Annotated in this window: 13 protein-coding genes and 1 tRNA gene; 5 read left to right on the forward strand and 9 right to left on the reverse strand. The window is 65.3% G+C overall.

Annotation, left to right across the window (positions count from 1 at the left end; translation table 11 throughout):
• Window positions 1-89 precede the first annotated feature (89 nt).
• Window positions 90-848 (reverse strand): 23S rRNA (guanosine(2251)-2'-O)-methyltransferase RlmB, encoded by a 759-nt coding sequence (rlmB, locus tag ACYVGK_RS10230; RefSeq protein ID WP_460733283.1) that lies wholly within the window; start codon window positions 846-848, stop codon window positions 90-92.
• Between the two features lie 127 nt (window positions 849-975).
• Window positions 976-3,456, reverse strand: coding sequence for a ribonuclease R (rnr, locus tag ACYVGK_RS10235; protein WP_460733285.1), 2,481 nt, complete (start codon window positions 3,454-3,456; stop codon window positions 976-978).
• Window positions 3,457-3,613: 157 nt separating this feature from the next.
• Here rnr and ACYVGK_RS10240 point away from each other — a divergent pair.
• The 4 genes from ACYVGK_RS10240 (at window position 3,614) to ACYVGK_RS10255 (ending at window position 8,506) form a co-directional block, all read left to right on the forward strand.
• A tRNA-Leu gene (locus ACYVGK_RS10240) sits at window positions 3,614-3,698 on the forward strand.
• Between the two features lie 111 nt (window positions 3,699-3,809).
• Window positions 3,810-5,249: a GGDEF domain-containing protein gene (locus ACYVGK_RS10245; protein ID WP_460733287.1), complete on the forward strand. Its 1,440-nt coding sequence runs from the start codon at window positions 3,810-3,812 to the stop codon at window positions 5,247-5,249.
• 38 nt (window positions 5,250-5,287) lie between these two features.
• A complete protein-coding gene (parC, locus tag ACYVGK_RS10250; protein WP_460733289.1) occupies window positions 5,288-7,531 on the forward strand; it encodes a DNA topoisomerase IV subunit A in 2,244 nt (747 codons plus the stop codon).
• 318 nt (window positions 7,532-7,849) lie between these two features.
• Window positions 7,850-8,506: a thiopurine S-methyltransferase gene (locus ACYVGK_RS10255; protein WP_460733291.1), complete on the forward strand. Its 657-nt coding sequence runs from the start codon at window positions 7,850-7,852 to the stop codon at window positions 8,504-8,506.
• A gap of 117 nt (window positions 8,507-8,623) precedes the next feature.
• Here ACYVGK_RS10255 and ACYVGK_RS10260 read toward each other — a convergent pair whose 3' ends face one another.
• The 4 genes from ACYVGK_RS10260 to ACYVGK_RS10275 form a co-directional block, all read right to left on the reverse strand.
• Window positions 8,624-9,856: an MFS transporter gene (locus ACYVGK_RS10260; protein ID WP_460733293.1), complete on the reverse strand. Its 1,233-nt coding sequence runs from the start codon at window positions 9,854-9,856 to the stop codon at window positions 8,624-8,626.
• Between the two features lie 99 nt (window positions 9,857-9,955).
• Window positions 9,956-12,892: a putative bifunctional diguanylate cyclase/phosphodiesterase gene (locus ACYVGK_RS10265; RefSeq protein WP_460733295.1), complete on the reverse strand. Its 2,937-nt coding sequence runs from the start codon at window positions 12,890-12,892 to the stop codon at window positions 9,956-9,958.
• A 131-nt stretch (window positions 12,893-13,023) separates the two neighbouring features.
• Complete coding sequence (gene asnB, locus ACYVGK_RS10270; protein WP_460733297.1) at window positions 13,024-14,712, reverse strand: asparagine synthase B; 1,689 nt, start codon at window positions 14,710-14,712, stop codon at window positions 13,024-13,026.
• A 110-nt stretch (window positions 14,713-14,822) separates the two neighbouring features.
• Entirely contained in the window at window positions 14,823-14,954 is a 132-nt protein-coding gene (locus tag ACYVGK_RS10275; protein WP_460733299.1) for a hypothetical protein, read from the reverse strand.
• A 101-nt stretch (window positions 14,955-15,055) separates the two neighbouring features.
• Here ACYVGK_RS10275 and ACYVGK_RS10280 point away from each other — a divergent pair, with 101 nt between their 5' ends.
• The gene (locus ACYVGK_RS10280) at window positions 15,056-17,419 is read left to right on the forward strand and encodes a penicillin acylase family protein (RefSeq protein WP_460733301.1); all 2,364 of its coding nucleotides are present in this window, start codon (window positions 15,056-15,058) and stop codon (window positions 17,417-17,419) included.
• A 124-nt stretch (window positions 17,420-17,543) separates the two neighbouring features.
• Here ACYVGK_RS10280 and dapE read toward each other — a convergent pair whose 3' ends face one another.
• From dapE to ACYVGK_RS10295, 3 genes are read right to left on the reverse strand one after another with little or no spacing between them, the layout of a single operon-like run.
• Complete coding sequence (gene dapE, locus ACYVGK_RS10285) at window positions 17,544-18,671, reverse strand: succinyl-diaminopimelate desuccinylase (protein WP_460733303.1); 1,128 nt, start codon at window positions 18,669-18,671, stop codon at window positions 17,544-17,546.
• The gene (locus tag ACYVGK_RS10290; RefSeq protein WP_460733305.1) at window positions 18,671-18,907 is read right to left on the reverse strand and encodes a hypothetical protein; all 237 of its coding nucleotides are present in this window, start codon (window positions 18,905-18,907) and stop codon (window positions 18,671-18,673) included. Before ACYVGK_RS10290 ends, dapE begins: the two co-directional genes overlap by 1 nt.
• A complete protein-coding gene (locus ACYVGK_RS10295) occupies window positions 18,904-19,269 on the reverse strand; it encodes a Spx/MgsR family RNA polymerase-binding regulatory protein (protein ID WP_460733307.1) in 366 nt (121 codons plus the stop codon). The genes ACYVGK_RS10290 and ACYVGK_RS10295 overlap by 4 nt, the downstream gene beginning before the upstream one ends.
• Window positions 19,270-19,398: the final 129 nt, after the last annotated feature.

Here is a 19,398-nt window from a genome sequence, read left to right on the forward strand (position 1 = left end):
CCGTCCCCGGATGATGATCGAGAGGCGGGTCGTCCCGCTTCGCTGTCGGTGGAACGGTCGTTTCCGCAAAGCGGAATCGACAACAACGACTACTTGGTTGCGATGCCGCGCTGTCGCACCGCTTCGAACAACGTCACGCCTGTCGCAACCGACACGTTCAGGCTCTCGACATCGCCACCGCCCGGCATCGGGATCTTCACCAGCTGATCGCAGTTCTCGCGCGTGAGCCGGCGCATGCCGTCGGACTCGCCGCCCAGCACCAGCGCGACGTTGCCGCGCAGATCGAGCGACCAGAACGAGGTATCGGCTTCGCCCGCGAGGCCATAGATCCACACGCCCATCTGCTGCAGGTCGCGCAGCGTGCGCGAAAGATTGGTCGCGGGAATCACCGGGATGCTGTCCGCCGCGCCCGCCGAGGTCTTGCGCACGGTCGCGTTGACCTGCACCGCCTTGTCCTTCGGGAAGATCACCGCGGTCGCGCCCGCCGCCGCCGCGCTGCGCAGGCAGGCTCCAAGGTTGTGCGGGTCCTGCACTCCATCGAGCACCAGCACGAGAGCCTTGCCTTCGGCAGCTTCGACCAGCCCTTGCAGGTCGTTCTCGCTATAGGTCTTGGCTGCCGCGTAGCGCGCGACTACGCCCTGGTGGCGCAGGTTGCCGACCACGCCATCCAGCGCCTGCGTGGCGACGCGGCGCACGTCGATGTCCTTGCGGCGCGCCTGCGCCTCGATTTCGGTCAGGCGCGGGTTCTTGGCGCCGGCCTCGATCAGGATTTCACGCACGTTTTCCGCGTCGTGCTCGACGGCGGCCGACACCGCATTGATGCCGGCGATCCACTGTTTGGTGCTCATGTCTGTTCCATTAGGCGGGCCTCGGCCCGCCGTTGTCGTTACGTGCACGTCGCGGGTCTCGACCCGCATTTGTCTGGCATGCCGCAAGACGGGCCAAGGCCCACCCTACGCACGTCCGCCCATTATCTCAGTACTTCTGCTTTACCCGCTTCGCCGGCTTGCCGCGCGGCGGAGGCGGCTTCACCCCGCGCTCCTCGACCAGACGGAAGTCGATGCGCCGGTCTTCCACGCTCGCCTTGAGCACAATGATGTCGACCCGATCGCCGAGGCGGAATTCACGCCCGGTGCGCTCGCCGGTCAACGTCTTCCGGATCGGATCGAACTTGTAGTAGTCGGCGGGCAGCTGGGTCACATGGATCAGGCCGTTGACTTTGGAATCGTCCAGTTCCACGAACAACCCGAAACTGGTGACGCCGCTGATCACGCCGGCAAACTGGCCGCCCACATGCTGCTCCATCCACGCGGCGCGGTAGCGCTCGTCGACTTCGCGTTCGGCCTCGTCGGCACGGCGCTCGCGCTCTGAGCACTGCAGCGCCAACGCGACCATTTCATGTGGTTCGTAAAAATCGGCCGGCTTGCGATGGTGCAGCGCGTGCTTGATCGCGCGATGAACCAGCAGGTCGGGATAGCGGCGGATCGGCGAGGTGAAATGCGCGTAGGCCTCCAGCGCCAAGCCGAAATGGCCGACGTTGTCGGGCGAATACACCGCCAGCGACTGGCTGCGCAGCAGCACCGATTCAAGCAGCGCCGCGTCGGGTCGCTCACGAATCTTCTTCAGCAACGCGGTGAAGTCCCTCGGCTGCACCTTGGCCCACGGCGGCATGCGCAGGGCGAATTCCTTGAGGAATTCCAGCAGGTCGGCGTACTTCGCCTCCGGCGGCTGCTCGTGGATGCGGTACGGCGCGGGAATCCCGTGCGAGAGCAGGAACTTCGCGGCCTCGACGTTCGCCGCGATCATGCACTCCTCGATCAGCTTGTGCGCGTCGTTCCGCTGCAGCATCCCGGCCTGCACGACTTCGCCCTTGGAGCCGAGCACGAAGCGCACCTCCGAGGATCCGAACTCGATCGCGCCGCGACGCTCGCGTGCCTTGGCCAAAACGCGGTAGAGCTGATGCAGGTGTTCGACCTGCGGCAGCACCGAAGCGCCGATCTGCGTGCGCGCCTCGGCCTTGACCTCATCGGGCACTTCACCGACTGCATTCCACACCAGCGTATAAGTCAACCGCGCGTGCGAGTGCATCACCGCTTCGTAGAACTTCGACTTGGTCACCTCGCCATCGCGATCCACCTGCATGTCGCAGACGAAGCACAGGCGGTCGACCTTTGGATTGAGCGAGCAGATGCCGTTGGACAACGTCTCCGGCAGCATCGGCACGACGAAACCGGGAAAGTAGACCGACGTCGCGCGGTTCTGCGCCTCATCATCGAGCGGCGAACCTGGCCGCACGTAGTGCGAGACATCGGCGATGGCCACGACGAGGCGGAAGCCGTTGCGATTGGGTTCGCAATACACCGCGTCGTCGAAGTCCTTCGCGTCCTCGCCGTCGATGGTCACCAGCGGCATCGCGCGCAGGTCGACACGTTCGGCAGCGGTAGCGGCATCGACCGTCAGCGGTACCGCCGCGGCTTCGTTCAATACCGCCTGCGGAAATTCGTGCGGCAATTCGTGGCCGTGGATCGCGGCCTGCACCGCCAGCGATGCGGTCAGGCGCTCGCCCAGCACGGTGAGCACGCGGCCAATAGGCGGACGCCAGGAATCCGGCGGCTGGGTGATTTCAGCCACCACCAGCTGGCCGTGCTTCGCTTCGCCGCGTTGATCCGGCGGGATCTGCACGTTGCGCTGGATGCGGCGGTCGTCGGGGACGACATAGCTGATGCCGGATTCGGTCTCGAAGCGGCCAATCAGGCGGCTGAGGCGGCGTTCGAGCACTTCGACGATCGCGCCTTCGCGGCGGCCGCGCCGGTCCACACCGGCGACACTGACGAGAACGCGATCGCCGTGCATGGCCTTGCGCATTTCCAGCGGCGGCAGGAACAGATCGTCGCCACCGCCCGCGTCGGGACGCAGGAAGCCGAAACCGTCCGGATTGGCGATCACCGTGCCCGCGATCAAATTGAGGCGCTCGGCCGGGGCGAATTCGCCACGCCGGTTGAGCAGCAACTGGCCATCGCGCAGCATCGCGGCCAGACGCTTGTTCAATGCGTCGAAACGATCCGGCGCAGTCAGCTCCAACCGCTGCGCCAGCGCATCCGCCGCCATCGGGCCTTCGCCGAGCAGGCGCAGGATCAGTTCCCGGCTGGCGATGGGCTGCTCATAGCGCGTGGCTTCACGGTCCGCGTGAGGGTCGTGGAAGTTGCCGGGGTGAACGCCAGCCGCCGGAATCCCGCCCCGAGCCGGTGGCCGCGACGACCGCTTTGGTGGGAAGCCGCGCGGCGTTGGTTCCGGCATCCACGCCGGCCGCGCTGGAGCGCCCTTTGCCTTGGCGGGGCCCTTCTTCTTTGCTGACTTGCGCGCGCCCTCGGCGGGGCCTGTGGCGCGGGTGGTACGGGACGTCCGGTCTGGACCCGGACCGCTGGAATTGCGACCGCCCTTGGTCTTCTTTTTCATCGCGGCATGGTCGCATATCGTCATTAACACGGGGTCGCGGAGATGCGACCCGACGATTCGTGAAAAATATCGTCGGCAAGTCGTTGACAAGCGTCCCGCCGCAACGCAACATACGCGGCCTCGCAACGGCACGCCTTCACCGGCACCGCAAAGCGAAGCCCAGGTGGCGGAATTGGTAGACGCACTAGTTTCAGGTACTAGCGGGTAAAACCGTGGAGGTTCGAGTCCTCTCCTGGGCACCAATGATTTTGATGAAAAACCTCGCAGCGATGCGGGGTTTTTTGTTTTCCGGGCTTCGGCACGAACGCCGGCGTGCTAGCTTTCCGCGCTGTCCCTACGCGACTTCCTTCCGCATGGTCCGAACCGCCGCGAAGCCCCTGCTGCTCACCTCGGCGTTGCTCGGCATGATGTGGCTTGGCGTCGCGGGCGTGCACGCACAGGAACCGCTACCTGGACCGCCGCCTCCCGGCCATCCGCCACCGCCTCCGGGCGAACGCCCCCCGCCGCCGGACTTCCTGCCGCCGCCCCCTCCTCCGCCGCCGCCACGTCCGGTCGAGTCAACGGAGAGCGTTGCCGCACCGGCGATCTCGACACCGGCCATTCATCCCGACAACGAACTCGATGCCGCCCGCGCCACCGTCGATGCCGCGCGCCACGACTCGGACACCGATGCGCTGGTTTCGTCGCTGATGCATATGGCCGCGCTGCTCGATGAGCGCGACCGCTCCCGCGAATCCCTGCCCCTCCTCCAGGAAGCCGTAGGCCTGGCCGATAGCGCGCAGGACGAACGGCTCGCTGAGCAGATCGCCACCTTGCTCGCTGCGGCGCATGGGCGGCTCGGAGAAGCAGAACAGGCAGTCCTCTGGCGCCGCCGTGCGGATGCCTATCGAGAGCGTTTCGCGCAGCGACTGCTGAATAGCGACACGCCGGATGCCGCCGCAGCAATGGCTCCCCAGCCCGCGACCGCGACTGCGTCGGACACTCCTGCGACCGCCAAGACCGCTGGTACTACTGCCGAACCCGACAAACCGACACGCACCTGGGCCTGGTTGATTGCGCTCGGTTGCGGCGTATTGCTGCTCGCCTGGTGGCGTTCGCGGCAGCGTGCTGCGGAACTCGAAGAGGAAGCCGCACACCTGCAGCGCCGCCAACAACATGCCCAGTCCCTTAACGCACGCCTGCAGGCCGAATCCGACCAGCTGCGTCGCCAGGCCGTGCAGGACACGCTGACTGGCGCACTGACGCGACATGCGTTCGCGGCTTCGCTCAAAGACCTGCTCGTCCACGCCAGCCATTACGGCCGACCGGTAGCGCTGCTGGTGATGGACCTGGATCACTTCAAATCGATCAACGACCAGTACGGGCACCTCTCCGGCGACGCCGCCCTGAAGCTGGTGGTCGGCATCACCCGCGAGAACCTCGCCAGCGGCGATCTGCTCGGCCGTTTCGGCGGCGATGAATTTCTCGTTGCGGCCATCGATCATGATTCTGGGGCGGCGCTCGCCCTGGGCGAATCGATCCGCAAGTCCGTCGCGCAGCGCGCTGGCGCGACCCAGGCACTGACGAAGCTGCGCGTGAGCATCGGCATCGCCCATGCGACGCCGACTTCGGGCTACGATCTCGAACACCTGTTCCAACGCGCCGATACCGCACTGTATGCGGCCAAGCGCGCCGGCCGCGATCGTGTCGCCCTCGAAGGCGAACACGCCACCGCGCCAACCGACCAGCCTTCGCTGCGTCAACTTTCCGCGACCGCTGCCGCAGGCGAAGCCGCCGGCAATCTGGTCAACTGACCCGCTATTCCAAGAACCACGCACGCAGACTCCGCACGATGAGCGATACCGTACGCGCCGCCTTCCACGGCTTCGAACAAATTCCCCTACGCGAATACGCCGAACGCGCCTACCTCGATTACTCGATGTATGTGGTGCTCGACCGCGCCCTGCCCTTCCTTGGCGACGGGCTCAAGCCGGTGCAGCGCCGCATCATCTACTCGATGAGCGAATTGGGCCTCAACGCCGGGGCCAAGCCGAAGAAGTCGGCGCGCACCGTCGGTGACGTGATCGGTAAGTACCACCCGCACGGCGACAGCGCCTGTTACGAGGCGATGGTGCTGATGGCGCAGCCGTTCTCGTACCGCTATCCGTTGATCGAAGGCCAGGGCAACTTCGGCTCCAGCGACGATCCGAAGTCGTTCGCGGCGATGCGCTACACCGAGTCCAAGCTGACCCCGATCGCAGAAGTGCTACTGGGTGAGCTGGGCCAGGGCACGGTCGACTGGGATGCGAACTTCGACGGCACGCTGGAAGAGCCCACGTGGATGCCGGCGCGCCTGCCGCACCTGCTCCTCAACGGCACCACCGGCATCGCCGTCGGCATGGCCACCGACGTTCCGCCGCACAACCTCAACGAAGTGGTCAGCGCCTGCGTGCGCCTGCTCGACGACCCCGACGCGACCACGCGCGATCTGTGCGAACACATCCTCGGTCCGGACTATCCGACCACCGCCGAGATCATCACGCCGCGCGCCGACCTGATTTCGATGTACGAAACCGGCCTGGGCAGCGTGCGCGCACGTGCCGTATTCGAAAAGGACGGCAGCAACATCGTCATCACCGCGCTGCCCTACCAGGCCTCGCCGAGCAAGGTGATCGAGCAGATCGCCACGCAGATGCGGGCCAAGAAGCTGCCGTGGCTGGAAGACATCCGCGACGAATCCGACCACGCCAATCCGACCCGGATCGTGCTGGTGCCGCGCTCCAACCGCGTCGACGTCGAACAGCTGATGGGGCATCTGTTCGCGACCACCGACCTGGAGAAGAGCTTCCGCGTCAACTTCAACGTGATCGGCCTCGACGGCCGCCCACAGGTGAAGGGACTCAAGGCGTTCCTTGGCGAATGGCTGAATTTCCGCACCGATACGGTGACGCGCCGCCTTAAGCACCGCCTCGACAAGGTCGAGCGCCGCCTGCACCTGTTGGAAGGCTTGCTGGTTGCGTTCCTCAACCTGGATGAAGTGATCCGCATCATCCGCACCGAGGACGAGCCCAAGGACGTGCTGATTGCGCGCTTCAAGCTCAGCGACGACCAGGCCGAGTACATCCTCGAAACCAAGCTGAAGCAGCTCGCACGCCTGGAAGAGATGAAGATCCGCGGCGAGCAGGCCGAGCTCGAGACCGAGCGCGATCGCATCGTCGCCACGCTGGACAGCAAGGCCAAGCTGAAGAAGCTGGTGAAGGACGAACTGCTGGCCGATGCGAAGAAGTTCGGCGATGCCCGCCGTTCGCCGCTGGTCTCACGCGGCGCCGCGCAGGCGCTGTCGGAAACCGAACTGGTCGCCAGCGAACCGATGACGATTGTTTTGAGCGAGAAGGGTTGGGTGCGCGCGGCCAAGGGCCACGACGTCGATGCCGGCTCGCTCAGCTACCGCGACGGCGACGGCCTGCTTGGCGCGGTGAAGGGTCGTAGCACGCAGCAAGTCGCGTTCCTGGATTCCACCGGCCGCGCCTATTCGACCGTCGCGCACACGCTGCCGTCGGCACGAGGCAATGGTGAACCGCTGACCGGACGCTTCTCGCCCGCACCGGGCGCCTCGTTCCAGGCCATCGCGTCGGGCGACAACGATACGAAGTTCGTGCTCGCCTCGTCGCACGGCTACGGCTTCGTCACCCGCTTCGAGAACCTCACCGGCCGAAACAAGGCCGGCAAGGCGATGCTGTCGCTGACGCCCAACGCCAAGGTGCTGCAGCCGGCGCAGGTGGCGATGGGCGACAACGATCGCGTGGTCGCCGTTACCAATGTCGGTCACCTGCTCGCCTTCCCGGTGGCGGAACTGCCGGAACTCGACAAGGGCAAGGGCAACAAGATCATCGAGATCCCCAAGGCCAAGCTCGGCACCGAGCGCGTCGTCGCGGTCGCCGTGGTGCCTCAGGGCGGCACGCTGGTGGTGAAGTCGGGTTCGCGCACGATGTCGCTGTCGTTCAAGGATCTGGAGGCGTATATCGGCGCTCGCGCCAGCCGCGGTGGGTTGTTGCCGCGCGGCTGGCAGAAGGTCGAAGGGCTTGAGGTCCAGTAGTTCATTCTTCCGACGCGCTGCGGCGCGTTCGACACCCACACCGCCGATTACTGCGGCGGCGCGGCTCGAAGTCCAGTAATGAACCTCCCTCCCTTTCGCGTAGCGAAGGGTGAGGAGAGGCGCTTGCGAGCCATGGCTCGCGCCTCGACGAACGCCATCGGGCTGTGCCGATGGCCGGCCGGGCCGGGGTGGGGTCGAGCGCCGCAGGCGCGAGCGCTTTTGCTTCCGCTTCGCGCCGTCGAGAGCAAGATCAAGAGCACCCCTCCCTAACCCTCCCCTTCGCTGCGCGAAAGGGAGGGGACTTACAGCAGAGGCGCCATGCACCCCGACTTCTGGCTCCAGCGCTGGCGCGACAACGAGATCGGCTTCCACCAGGACAAGCCGACGCCGCTGCTGCTCAAGCACTGGCCCGCGATCGGCATGCCGACCGGTGCGACGATCTTCGTCCCGCTCGCCGGCAAGTCACTAGACATGGTCTGGTTCGCCTCGCAGGGCTACCGCGTGCTGGCGGCGGAGCTGTCGCCCCTGGCGATCAAGCAATTCATCACCGAGCACGGCGTCGTACCCGAGGTGCGCGAAACCAAATACGGCACCCACTACTACGCCGGCAGTGTCGAAATCATCTGCGGTGATGTGTTCGCGCTGGATGCGGAAGCCCTGGTCGACTGCAGCGTCGCCTTCGACCGCGCCGCGCTGGTCGCGCTGCCGCCCGACCTGCGTCGACGTTACGTCGATGAGGTGTACGCGTTATTGCCGCCGGGCTGCCGCGGCCTGCTGATTACGCTGGAATATCCGCCGCACCAAAAGCAGGGACCGCCTTTCAGCGTCACCGAGGCGGAAGTGCGCGAACTCTACGACCGCGACTGGCACATCGACGTGCTGGAGCGCCGCGACATCCTCGCCCAGCAGCCGGCTTTCATCGAAGAAGGGGTAACCGCGCTGGAGACGGTCGTATATCGGCTCATTCACCGATAACAAGCGCTCTTACGCGCCCTGCCCGCGCAACTCGCGCACGCCCCGCCCGAGGCGCTTGCGCAGCAGCGTCCGCAGCGTATTTGCATTGCCAAACCCGATGCAGCGACTACCGTCGCGTCATCGCGACGGTGCCGCCAGCGTCTCGCGCATCCGCATCGCGACCACCAGGCCGGAAGCGAATGTCAGTGCGGCGATAAGCCAGATCGAAACGTCAACCCCGAGCAGATCGGCGACGAGGCCCGCAATCAACGCGCCCAAGGCGTAGCCCAGGTCGCGCCAGAGCCGATACACGCCGACCGCCGAAGCACGCCACTGTGGATGCGCGACGTCGCCGATCGCCGCCAGCAACGTCGGATAGACCATCGCCGTACCGATCCCGAGCAACACCGCACCAACCACGAAGCCAGTGAACGTCGCCATCGACGCGATACACGCGATGCCGACAGCCTGGACCCACATGCCGGCGGCGATCAGCCATTTGCGACCGACGCGATCCGACCACGCGCCCGTGAACAGTTGCGTGATCCCCCAACAAGCCGGATACAGCGCCGCCAACACACCAATGCGCAGGAGATCCATGCCAGCCGCCGCGAAGTACAACGGAAACAAACCCCAGGCCATGCCGTCGTTGAGGTTGTTGACCAGCCCCGCCTGGCTGACGCTGGACAGGTCGCGGTCGTGCAGTGTCGTGCGCCAGAAGACCTGCGATGGCGACAGGGCTGGCGCGGAGGCTGCATGCAATCGTGCTTCCACGACAACATGGTGTTGCGTCTCCTTCACGTACAGCAGCGACAGCAACAATCCCGCGACGACGAACACGACGCCCACATAGAACGGCTGCGGCCGCAGCCCGTAACGCATGGCGAGAAATCCGGTAAGGAGCGCGCTCGCCGCGACCGCCGCATAGCCGGAGAATTCGTTGATCCCCATCGCCAGCCCGCGCCGCCGCGATCCGACCAGATCGATCTTCATGATTACCATGGTCGACCAGGTCAGCCCCTGGCTAATACCCAGCAATGCGTTGGCAAACAGGATCCACGACCAGCTCGGCGCCCACATCAGCAGGAACGGCACCGGTGTCGCCACCAGCCATCCCGCCACGAGCACGCGCTTGCGTCCGAAGCGGTCGGACCAGCGGCCTGCCAGGTAATTGGTGAGTGCCTTGGTGACGCCGAAGACCACGATGAACGACAGCACCGCAGTCTTCGCGACCAGATGGAATTCCTGCTCCGCCAGCGGCGACAGCACGGATCGCTCCAGGCCGACCATCGCGCCTACGAATGCATTCACCAGGACGAGGAGCGAAAACTGTCCAGCGTTCTCGCGCAGGCCCAGGCGGGTTTCAGTCATGGCGGAGGCTATGGTTGGGACGCCGCATCTTATCGGGCGCCGGAAGCCTCATGGGAACGCGGCACTGCGCCATCAACCACGACGCTCGATGCTTGACACCTAATGACTACGCCGTTGCGCGGCCCACTCCGACGCCGGCCTCGCGCGCGAGAACAGGAAGCCCTGCCCCAGTTCGCAGCCCATTTCCATCAGACATTCGCGCTGTTCGTCGGTCTCCACGCCTTCGGCGACCACGTCCATGCCCAATGTGCGTGCCATCGCCAGCACGGCTCGCACCACCGGCGTGCTTCCGGCGCGATCGTCGCGCTGCAAGGCACTGACGAACGAACGATCGATCTTGATCGTCTGCAGCGGGAACCGATGCAGGTAGCTCAACGAAGAGTAGCCGGTTCCGAAATCGTCCAGCGCCGCAACCACCCCTTCGTCGCGCAGCGCTTGCAGCGTGATTCGCACCTGCTCCGGATTGTCGAGCAGCGCGCCCTCGGTAACTTCCACCCGGACCCGGTCGTGGGCGAGCCGGTGCATGTCGAACAGCTCCAGCATCTGTCGCGCCAGCGTCGGCGAACGGAAATGGCGCGGCGACACGTTGAGCGTGATGTAGCCGCTGTCGGCGCCCAGCATGCCGATCTCGCGGCAGGTCCGCTCGAACAGCTGCCAGTCAATCTGCTCGACGCTGCCGTTCTCCTCAGCCACGCCCAAGAATTCACCTGGTGCGACCAGCCCCCGTCGCGGATGCCGCCAACGCAGCAGCGCTTCGTAGCCGACGACATGGCGATCGGACAGGCGCACGATCGGCTGAAAATGCGGCTCGAATTCGTAGCGCTGGATGGCGCGACGCAGATCGCTTTCCAGCTCCAGGAGCTGCAGCGCCTCGCGATGCAATCGCTCGTCGAAAATCTCGAAGCGCTGGCGCCCGTGCGCCTTCGCGCGATACATCGCCACGTCGGCGTCGCGCAACAGTTCCTCGGCACGCTGGTAGCGCGCATGTCCCAAGGCGATGCCGATGCTGGCCGAGGTGAACAGCTCCTTGCCGTCGATGTGCATCGGTTCGGCGAGCGACTGGATCGCGCGCTGCGCGACATGGCAGGCGTCTTCCGGCAGGTTGACGTCTTCCAGGAGCACCGCGAATTCGTCGCCGCCTAAGCGCGCCACCACATCGAACGGCCGCACGCAGGCCGCCAGCCGGGCGCCTGCCTGTTTCAGCATCTCGTCGCCGGCCAGGTGTCCGACGCTGTCGTTGATCACCTTGAACCGGTCGAGGTCGAGGAACAGCACAGCGAAACGGTGATTGCGACCGCGGTGCATGCGCGCCAGCGCCCGCTCCAGCGCGTTGTACAGGAAGGTGCGGTTCGGCAGACCGGTCAACGAATCGTGCATGGTCTCGTGCACCAGCTGCTGCTCGGCGCGCTCGCGCTCACTGATCTGGTCGCGCAACTCGCCCACCACCATGGCGAGTTCACGCGTGCGATCCGCCACGCGATTCTCGAGTTCGGCCTGGGCCTGCTTGCGATCGAGCGCGGTCAGGATGTGCTGGGCGACATAGGCCAGCAGAGCGCGATCTTCCTCGCCGTAGTGTTCGGCTGCGTCGTAACTCTGGACCAGCACGGCACCGCGCACCTTGCCCTCAGTCACCATCGGCACGCCGAGCATGTCCTCGGCGACGGCGCCGTAGAAGACACCTTCCGGAATGCCGAGCAGCCCCGTCACATGCGCGGGCCGTCCCATCACCGTACGGCCGCTGCGGATCACGCCCATGGTGAGGGTATCGCGCATCACGCTTTCCGGGATTTCCGCTTCCGGATCGACGATGCCAGGATCCTTCTCATCGGCGTGATAGATGAAGCGCAGGGTTTCGCGATCGACGTTGTACAAGGCAATGATGAAGTTGCGCGCGTACATCAACTCGGCCACGACCAGATGGATGCGGCGCAGCATTTCGCTCATGTCGAGTTCGCTGCTGGCCAGGTCCGCGATGCTGTACAACGCGGCCTGCAGCTTCTCGCCGCGCTGACGTTCGTCCACTTCCGCGGTCAGCTCGCGGGTGCGGTCCTCCACTCTTGATTCGAGTTCTTCCTGCGCCTGCTTGCGCTGCAAGGCCGTGAGGATGTGCTGGGCGACGAACCCGAGCAGGGCGCGATCGTCGTCGCGATAGCGGTCGGCGCGATCGTAGCTTTGCACCACTACGACGCCGCGAACCACGCCTTCGGAAACCATCGGCACGCCGAGCCAGTCGGCGCTTTCGGGACCGAACGCCCCTTCCGCGAGGCCGAACTGCTGGCGCAGCTGGGTTGAACGCCCCATCGCCGGTTGACCGCTGCGGATTACCGCCATGGTCAGACTGTTCTGCATTTCCTTCACGGGAATGTCGCTACCGACTTCCAGCGGATAGGGTTCGTGCTGGTCGGACAGGTAGACGAAGCGCACCGCGTCGCTCTCCGGCGCATACAGGGCGATGAAGAAGTTCTCCGCGTACATCAAACCCGCGACCACTGCGTGGGTCCGCCGCAGCATCTCCTCCATATCGAGTTCGCTGCTGGCGAGATCGGCGATCGAATACAACGCGTTATGCAGCTGTGCCGCCTTCTCCATGCGTCCGGCAGCGTTATGCGCGGACACCAGTTCGGTTTCGGCGCGCATGCGCGCGGTGAGCAGGGTCAGGAAGTCGATGAGTCCTGCGGGCGCTCCTCCAGGAAGTGCGCAGGTCTCCGGCCATTCGGCCAGAAAGACCGCTTGGGAGTGTTCCAGCGCAATAGCGATCCGCAGCCAACCATCGCGCACGTCATCGCTCGCAACGCTGCCACGCCGATCCAGTGCAGCCGCGATGAGCGCGACCTCTTCCTGAAGCAATGGCGTGGTCGGCCAACGATGTTGTCGCGGTAGCCCTTCGCGGGTGAAGCCGGAATTCCACACCAGGCGCGCATGGCGGCAGCCGAACACCGTTTCCGCCATGCGCAGCACAACCGCGTCGATTTCGCCTGGCCGTATCGGTGGCGCCGGAATCGAGATCGCGTCGAGCGCGCGCACGCTGGAGGTCACGGACTCTCCGCTCGCGTCTGTGCTCTGAAAAGACCTGGCCATGCCATTGATATCCAACGCGTCAGGGAGCGGCGGACGGCCGTCCGCCGGCCTGACCCGACCGGGGAGTAATCCGGCCGGGATATACGATCCTACGCCGCCTCATGCACCCCCACCACTGCCCTTCCCGAGGGGTCGGCCATGCGCTCGAATGCGGCATCCCAGGCGATTGCCGCGGGCGACGAGCAGGCGATCGACTTGCCTCCTGGCACCGTCTGCGCGCAAGCCGCGCCCGGGAAGAACTGCTCGAAGATGTGGCGGTACAGGTACGCCTCCTTGGTCTGCGGCGGGTTCACCGGAAAGCGGCTCGCCGCGGCCGCGAACACGCGGTCGCTGACCTGCGCCTGCGCATGCGCCTTCAGGCCGTCGATCCAACCGTAGCCGACGCCATCGCTGAACTGTTCCTTCTGCCGCCATAGGATCGATTCGGGCAGATAGCCTTCGAACGCCTCGCGCAGGATCGCCTTCTCGATGCAACGCGCACCGTCCTTGCGTGGCCGCGCCATCTTGTGCGCGGCGTCCATGCGCATCGCCACGTCGAGGAATTCGACATCGAGGAACGGCACGCGCGGCTCGACGCCCCAGGCCATCATCGACTTGTTGGCGCGCAGGCAGTCGTAGTTGTGCAAGGCATCGAGCTTGCGGATGGTCTCTTCGTGGAACTCGCGCGCGTCCGGCGCCTTGTGGAAATACAGGTAACCGCCGAACACCTCGTCGCTGCCCTCGCCCGACAACACCATCTTCACGCCCATCGCCTTGATCCGGCGCGCGAGCAGGAACATCGGCGTGGAAGCGCGGATCGTGGTGACGTCGTACGTCTCGATGTGTCGAATCACTTCGGGCAGGGCATCCAGGCCTTCTTCGAAGGTATAGGTGAAGCCGTGATGCACCGTGCCCAGCGCCGCTGCCGCGATCTCGGCAGCGGCCAGATCGGGCGAGCCTTCAAGACCGATGGCGAAGGAGTGCAGGCGCGGCCACCAGGCTTCGGCCTGGTCGTCTTCTTCCACGCGATGCCGCGCATAACGTGCCGCCACCGCAGCAACCAGCGACGAATCCAGCCCACCCGACAACAGCACGCCGTACGGCACATCGGTCATCAGCTGGCGATGCACGGCGCGCTCGAAGGCTTCGCGCAGCTCCTGCTTCGCGACTTCGATGCTCTGCGTGGTGTCGTAATCGCGCCACGGCTTCGCGTAGTAGCGCACGAGTTCGCCGCTCGCGCTGTCGAAATAATGGCCCGGCGGAAACTGTGCGACGTCAGCACACAGATCAGCCAACGCCTTCATCTCCGAAGCCACGCACAGGCGACCGTCGACGTCATGGCCCCAGTACAGCGGGCATACGCCGATCGGGTCGCGCGCGATCAGGTAGCGCCGCTTCGTGCGATCCCACAAGGCGAACGCGAAGATCCCGTTGAGCGAGCTCAACCAGCCCGCAACATCGTCGCCATCGCGATACAGCGCGTTGATGACTTCGCAATCCGAGCCGGTCTGGAATGCATACGGATGCGCCAAGCGCTTCTCCAGCTCGCGGTGGTTGTAGATCTCACCGTTGACCGCGAGCACCAGCTCTCCGTCGGGCGAGCGCAATGGTTGCGAGCCGCCGGCCGGATCGACGATGGCCAGGCGCTCGTGAACCAGGATCGCGCCGTCATCGAGGTGCACGCCGCTCCAGTCCGGACCGCGGTGGCGCTGGCGCTGGGAGAGTTCGAGTGCGCGTCGGCGCAGTTGATGAAGGTCGTCACCGGCCTGCAGGCCGAAGATGCCGAGGATGGAACACATGGGAAGACTCCTTGGGTTGGGTTTTCGGATTTCAGAGGACCAAAACGACGAAGCCCGCGCTTGGCGGCGCGGGCTTCGTGAGCGATTGAGAGCGGTCTATCTAACGCGCACTAATCGCCGGCCCGCGGGAGGCTGGCGTTATTGCGATTGTTATTGAAGGCGTTGTTCGACTGCGGCGCTGCCACGGCCATGCGGCCGCGGAGGGCGGCGCTCATGTCGGCAGGGGTCGAAACGGAGGTCATGGCTCGATCCTGCGTGAGTCGGGCGCCGCTTGCAAGTAGCGGTTTCTCATGTAACGGCACAGGCCCTCGATTCAGCTAAGCTCGGATCAGGAGGGAATCCCATGGCGAAGTGGATCCGGCGCGGGCTGCTAGCCCTGTTGCTGATGTTCGTTGTCCTGCTGCTGGTGGTGTGGTGGCTGCTGCGTGGAAGCCTGCCCACTCTGGACGGCAATCTGTCCCTGACCGGTCTGTCGGCACCCGTGACGGTCCAACGCGACCGGCTCGGCGTGGTCACCATCGAAGCCGCGAACCAGACCGACGCCATGCGTGCGCTGGGCTATGTGCATGCCCAGGAACGCTACTTCGAGATGGATCTGCTGCGGCGTACCGCCGCGGGCGAACTCGCGGAGCTGTTCGGCCCCGTTGCGATCGACCTCGACAAGGAACACCGCGTCCACCGCTTCCGCGCCCGGGTCGAGGCCAACCTCGACACGGTCGTAGGCAAGCAGCGCGCTGGCATGCAGGCCTACGTGGATGGTGTGAATGCCGGTCTGCGCGATCTCAAGGTCCGCCCCTGGCCGTACCTGCTGCTGCGCACCCAGCCCAAGTCGTGGAAGCTCAGCGATTCGCCGCTCGTGGCGTATGCGATGTATTTCGACCTGCAGGATGGCGAAAACGCGCGCGAACTGGCGATGTGGAAGATGCGCCCGCATCTGCCGCCGGCGCTGTTCGCGCTGCTTGCGCACGATGGCAGCCGCTGGGATGCATCGCTCACCGGCGCGCCGCGCGGAGATGCGGTGTTGCCTGGCGCCGAGGTAGTCGACCTGCGCAAGCTTCCGCATCCGGACAGGCGAGGCGATTCCGAACCGATGCCGCGTGTGATCGGCAGCAACAACTTCGCCGTGTCGGGCGAACTCACCCGTGATGGCCGCGCCATAGTCGCCGACGACATGCACCTGGGCCTGCGTGCGCCGAACATCTGGTTCCGCGCCCGCCTGCGCTATCCCGACCCGCAGGCGTCCGATGGCCGTGTCGATCTCAACGGCTTCACCCTCCCGGGCATGCCCTTCACCGTGGTGGGCAGCAATACGCATGTGGCGTGGGCCTTCACCAACAGCTATGTGGACACACTGGATTGGGCGACGCAGACGTTATGCGGCAGCGGAAACGCCGCAGGTTGCGTGCCCTCCACGCACCATCGCGAACTCATTGCGGTGGCCGGCGCGAAGCCGGTCGAATTCGATGTCGAGGAGACCACGTGGGGACCAGTGATGGCTCACGATGCGCAGGGCCATGCCCTGTCGCTGCGCTGGGTGGCGCACCTGCCTGGTTCGCTCAACCTCAACCTGGTCGAGCTGGCACACGCGCGCACGCTGGCGGATGCGGTTGCGATCACGCGCAACGTCGCCATCCCCACCCAGAACATGCTGATCGCGGACAGTAGCGGCGCCATCGGTTGGCGCTGGCTCGGGCCGATTCCGGTGCGTGCCGCGGGCTGCGATGCCGCACAACCAATTGCTTTCAACGGTGCGGATTCGACCTGCCCGCCCTGGCCCATTTCGACATCGAGTGCGCCGTTGCTGACTCCCACGCACGGCCGCCTCTGGACGGCGAACAATCGCGTTGTCGGCGATGAAGTGCTCAAACTGGCCGGCGATGGCGGCAGCACGCTGGGGGCGCGTGCAAAGCAGATTCGCGATGACCTGTTCGCCAGGAAGCAATTCACCGAACGTGACCTGCTGGCGATCCAGCTCGATGATCGCGCGTTGTTCCTGCAGCCGTGGTGGCAACTGCTGCGCGATCGGGCCGCGCAGTCGAAGACCCCAGCCCTATCGGAGCTCGCCACCGCGGCAGCGACCTGGCAAGGGCACGCGAGCACCGACTCGGTGAGCTATCGCGTCGTCCGCGCCTGGCGTCGCGCGGTGAGCGAGCGCGTGCTGGACGGTTTGACCGCACCAGCGCAGATGGCGCTGGGCAAGGACTTCGTGATGCCAGGATTGCAGCAACAGGAAGGCTTTGTCTGGCCGCTGGTGACGCAGCGCCCCGCCAACCTTCTGTCACCGCGCTACGCGAGCTGGGATGCGCTGCTGGAGGATGCCGCGGGTGAAGTTCGCGACGAATTGGCGAAACAAGGACCGGTGAACGAGCGCACGTGGGGCGAACAGAACACCGCGAGGATCTGTCATCCGCTTGCCCGCGCCTTGCCCAAGTTCGCGCGTCGTCCGTTGTGCATGCCGTTCGAGCCACTGGCCGGCGACGTCGCGATGCCGCGCGTGCAGGCGCCGGATTTCGGTGCGTCAGAGCGGATGGTCGTTGCGCCGGGGCATGAGGCCGACGGGATCATCCATATGCCGGGCGGCCAGAGCGGGCATCTGCTTTCGCCGTTCTGGGGTGCGGGGCATGACGACTGGGTGCAGGGGCGAGCGACGCCGTTCTTGCCTGGTGAGGCGCGTTATACGTTGAAGATGCAGCCCGCCCCTCATTAACGCCCGGCATTCAATAGGACAAATGCCGCGCGCGCGGCTGATAACGACGGTTGGATACGTGGGCTGCCGCCCACTGAGTGATCAGATCACTGCAGGCCCGTTAGCGGGCGGGTCGAGACCCGCCCTACGCCATTAGCTTCTCAATCAGCTGCAGATACAGCTCCGGCAATACTTCCAGATCGGCCACCGACACGTGCTCGTCAACCTTGTGAATGCTCGCATTCACCGGCCCGATTTCGATGCATTGCGCCCCCAGCGGCGCGATGAAGCGCGCATCTGAAGTACCACCGCCCGTGCTTTCCTCAGGTGCCCCACCACTGAACTGCGCAAGCACGTCACGCGCCGCCGCACGCAGCGGACCTTCCGGCGTGTAGAACGGCTCGCCGCCACGATGCCAATGCACGTCGTATTCGAGTCCATGCGCACGCAGCACCGCCTCGCATTCCTGCTCAAGCTGCGCCGCACGCCAGTTCGGGTTGTAGCGCAGGTTGAACAGCACGCGCAGCTCACCCGGAATGACGTTGTTCGCGCCAGTGCCAGCGTTGATGTTGCTGATCTGCAGGCTCGTCGGCGGGAACGTCTCGAAGCCGTTGTCCCAACGGCGCGCCGCAAGTTCGGATAGTGCCGGCATCGCCTGGTGGATCGGATTGCGTGCCTTCTCGGGATACGCGACATGCCCCTGGATGCCGCGCACGGTCAGCGTCGCCGAGAGCGTACCGCGGCGTCCCACGCGCAACAGGTCGCCTAGTTTCGCCGTCGACGACGGCTCGCCGGTAACGCACCAGTCGATGCGTTCGCCGCGTTCGCGGAACAGATCGGCAACCTTGCGCACGCCGTCGATCGCATCGCCTTCCTCATCGGAGGTGAGCAGCACGGCCACGCGACCGAGGTGCTGCGGGTGCCGGGCGACGAAACGTTCCAGCGCGATCACGAATGCGGCGACGCTACCCTTCATGTCGGCGGCGCCACGGCCGTACAACAGACCGTCGCGGACTTCGGGCACGAACGGATCGCTGGTCCAGGCCTCGCGCGGTCCGGACGGCACCACGTCGGTGTGGCCCAGCAGCACCAGGGTCGGCGCGCCTTCGCCATGCCAGGCCCACAGGTTGTCGACTTCGCCGAAGCGCAGGTGTTCGCAACGGAAGCCGGCACGCCTTAGGCGTTCGGCGATCAACTGCTGGCAACCGGCGTCGTCGGTGGTGATGGACGGCCGGGTGATCAGCTCTTTGGTCAGATTGATTACTTCATTCATCACGACTGATTCCCAGGTCTGGTGGTCGCCGACCAGCGACCGTGCAGATGGATGGCGACGCTCAAGGCCGCAAAGAATCCAGCAATGATTCCCCACCGGACTTCCGGCCCGATGTTGTCGTGCCAACCGAGCAGCGACTGCCCGAATGCCAGTAGCAGGAGAATCACGGCGATGCCGGCCACGAAGAAGCTCGCGACGGACACCAGCAGCAGCGCGATCCAGCGCGTCGCGCTCATTCGGTCGCCTTGGGGAAGCGCTTCTTGAAACCGTTGTCGCTGAATCCCTGGGTGATCACACCGTCGTCGGTGATCACCACGGGACGGCGGATCAGTTGTGGATATTCCTTCAGCAGCAGTTTCCATTCCGCATCCGAACCCGGGGTCCTGCGATTCTCCGGCAGCGTGCGCCAAGTGGTCGACGACTTGTTGATCACCGCTTCCCAGCCACCGAGCTTGTCCTTCCATTCCACCAGCGTTTCCGGCGCCTGCCGGTTGTCGCGGTAGTCGATGAAGGTATGTGCGACGCCGAAGCGGTCGAGCCACTTGCGCGCCTTCTTGCAGGTGTCGCAGTTGTTGAGGCCGTAGAGAGTCGTGGTCATTTCCAGTTCTGGTTGCGTTCAATTACATCGTCATCATCCCGGCGCACGCCAGGATCCAGCCTTTGCCGTTGCACCAGCCGCCGCCATCAAATCACAGCTGGATCCCGGCGTTCGCCGGGATGACGAGCA

It is taken from the genome of Lysobacter tyrosinilyticus, from assembly GCF_054779815.1.

Excerpts from the sequence above, each read along its gene's own strand:
- ACYVGK_RS10260 (WP_460733293.1), bottom strand. The coding sequence starts at position 9,856 with ATGACTGAAACCCGCCTGGGCCTGCGCGAGAACGCTGGACAGTTTTCG.
- ACYVGK_RS10255 (WP_460733291.1), top strand. The coding sequence starts at position 7,850 with ATGCACCCCGACTTCTGGCTCCAGCGCTGGCGCGACAACGAGATCGGC.
- parC (WP_460733289.1), top strand. The coding sequence starts at position 5,288 with ATGAGCGATACCGTACGCGCCGCCTTCCACGGCTTCGAACAAATTCCC.
- ACYVGK_RS10290 (WP_460733305.1), bottom strand. The coding sequence starts at position 18,907 with ATGAGCGCGACGCGCTGGATCGCGCTGCTGCTGGTGTCCGTCGCGAGC.
- ACYVGK_RS10295 (WP_460733307.1), bottom strand. The coding sequence starts at position 19,269 with ATGACCACGACTCTCTACGGCCTCAACAACTGCGACACCTGCAAGAAG.
- dapE (WP_460733303.1), bottom strand. The coding sequence starts at position 18,671 with ATGAATGAAGTAATCAATCTGACCAAAGAGCTGATCACCCGGCCGTCC.
- ACYVGK_RS10275 (WP_460733299.1), bottom strand. The coding sequence starts at position 14,954 with ATGACCTCCGTTTCGACCCCTGCCGACATGAGCGCCGCCCTCCGCGGC.
- ACYVGK_RS10280 (WP_460733301.1), top strand. The coding sequence starts at position 15,056 with ATGGCGAAGTGGATCCGGCGCGGGCTGCTAGCCCTGTTGCTGATGTTC.
- rlmB (WP_460733283.1), bottom strand. The coding sequence starts at position 848 with ATGAGCACCAAACAGTGGATCGCCGGCATCAATGCGGTGTCGGCCGCC.
- ACYVGK_RS10245 (WP_460733287.1), top strand. The coding sequence starts at position 3,810 with ATGGTCCGAACCGCCGCGAAGCCCCTGCTGCTCACCTCGGCGTTGCTC.
- rnr (WP_460733285.1), bottom strand. The coding sequence starts at position 3,456 with ATGAAAAAGAAGACCAAGGGCGGTCGCAATTCCAGCGGTCCGGGTCCA.
- asnB (WP_460733297.1), bottom strand. The coding sequence starts at position 14,712 with ATGTGTTCCATCCTCGGCATCTTCGGCCTGCAGGCCGGTGACGACCTT.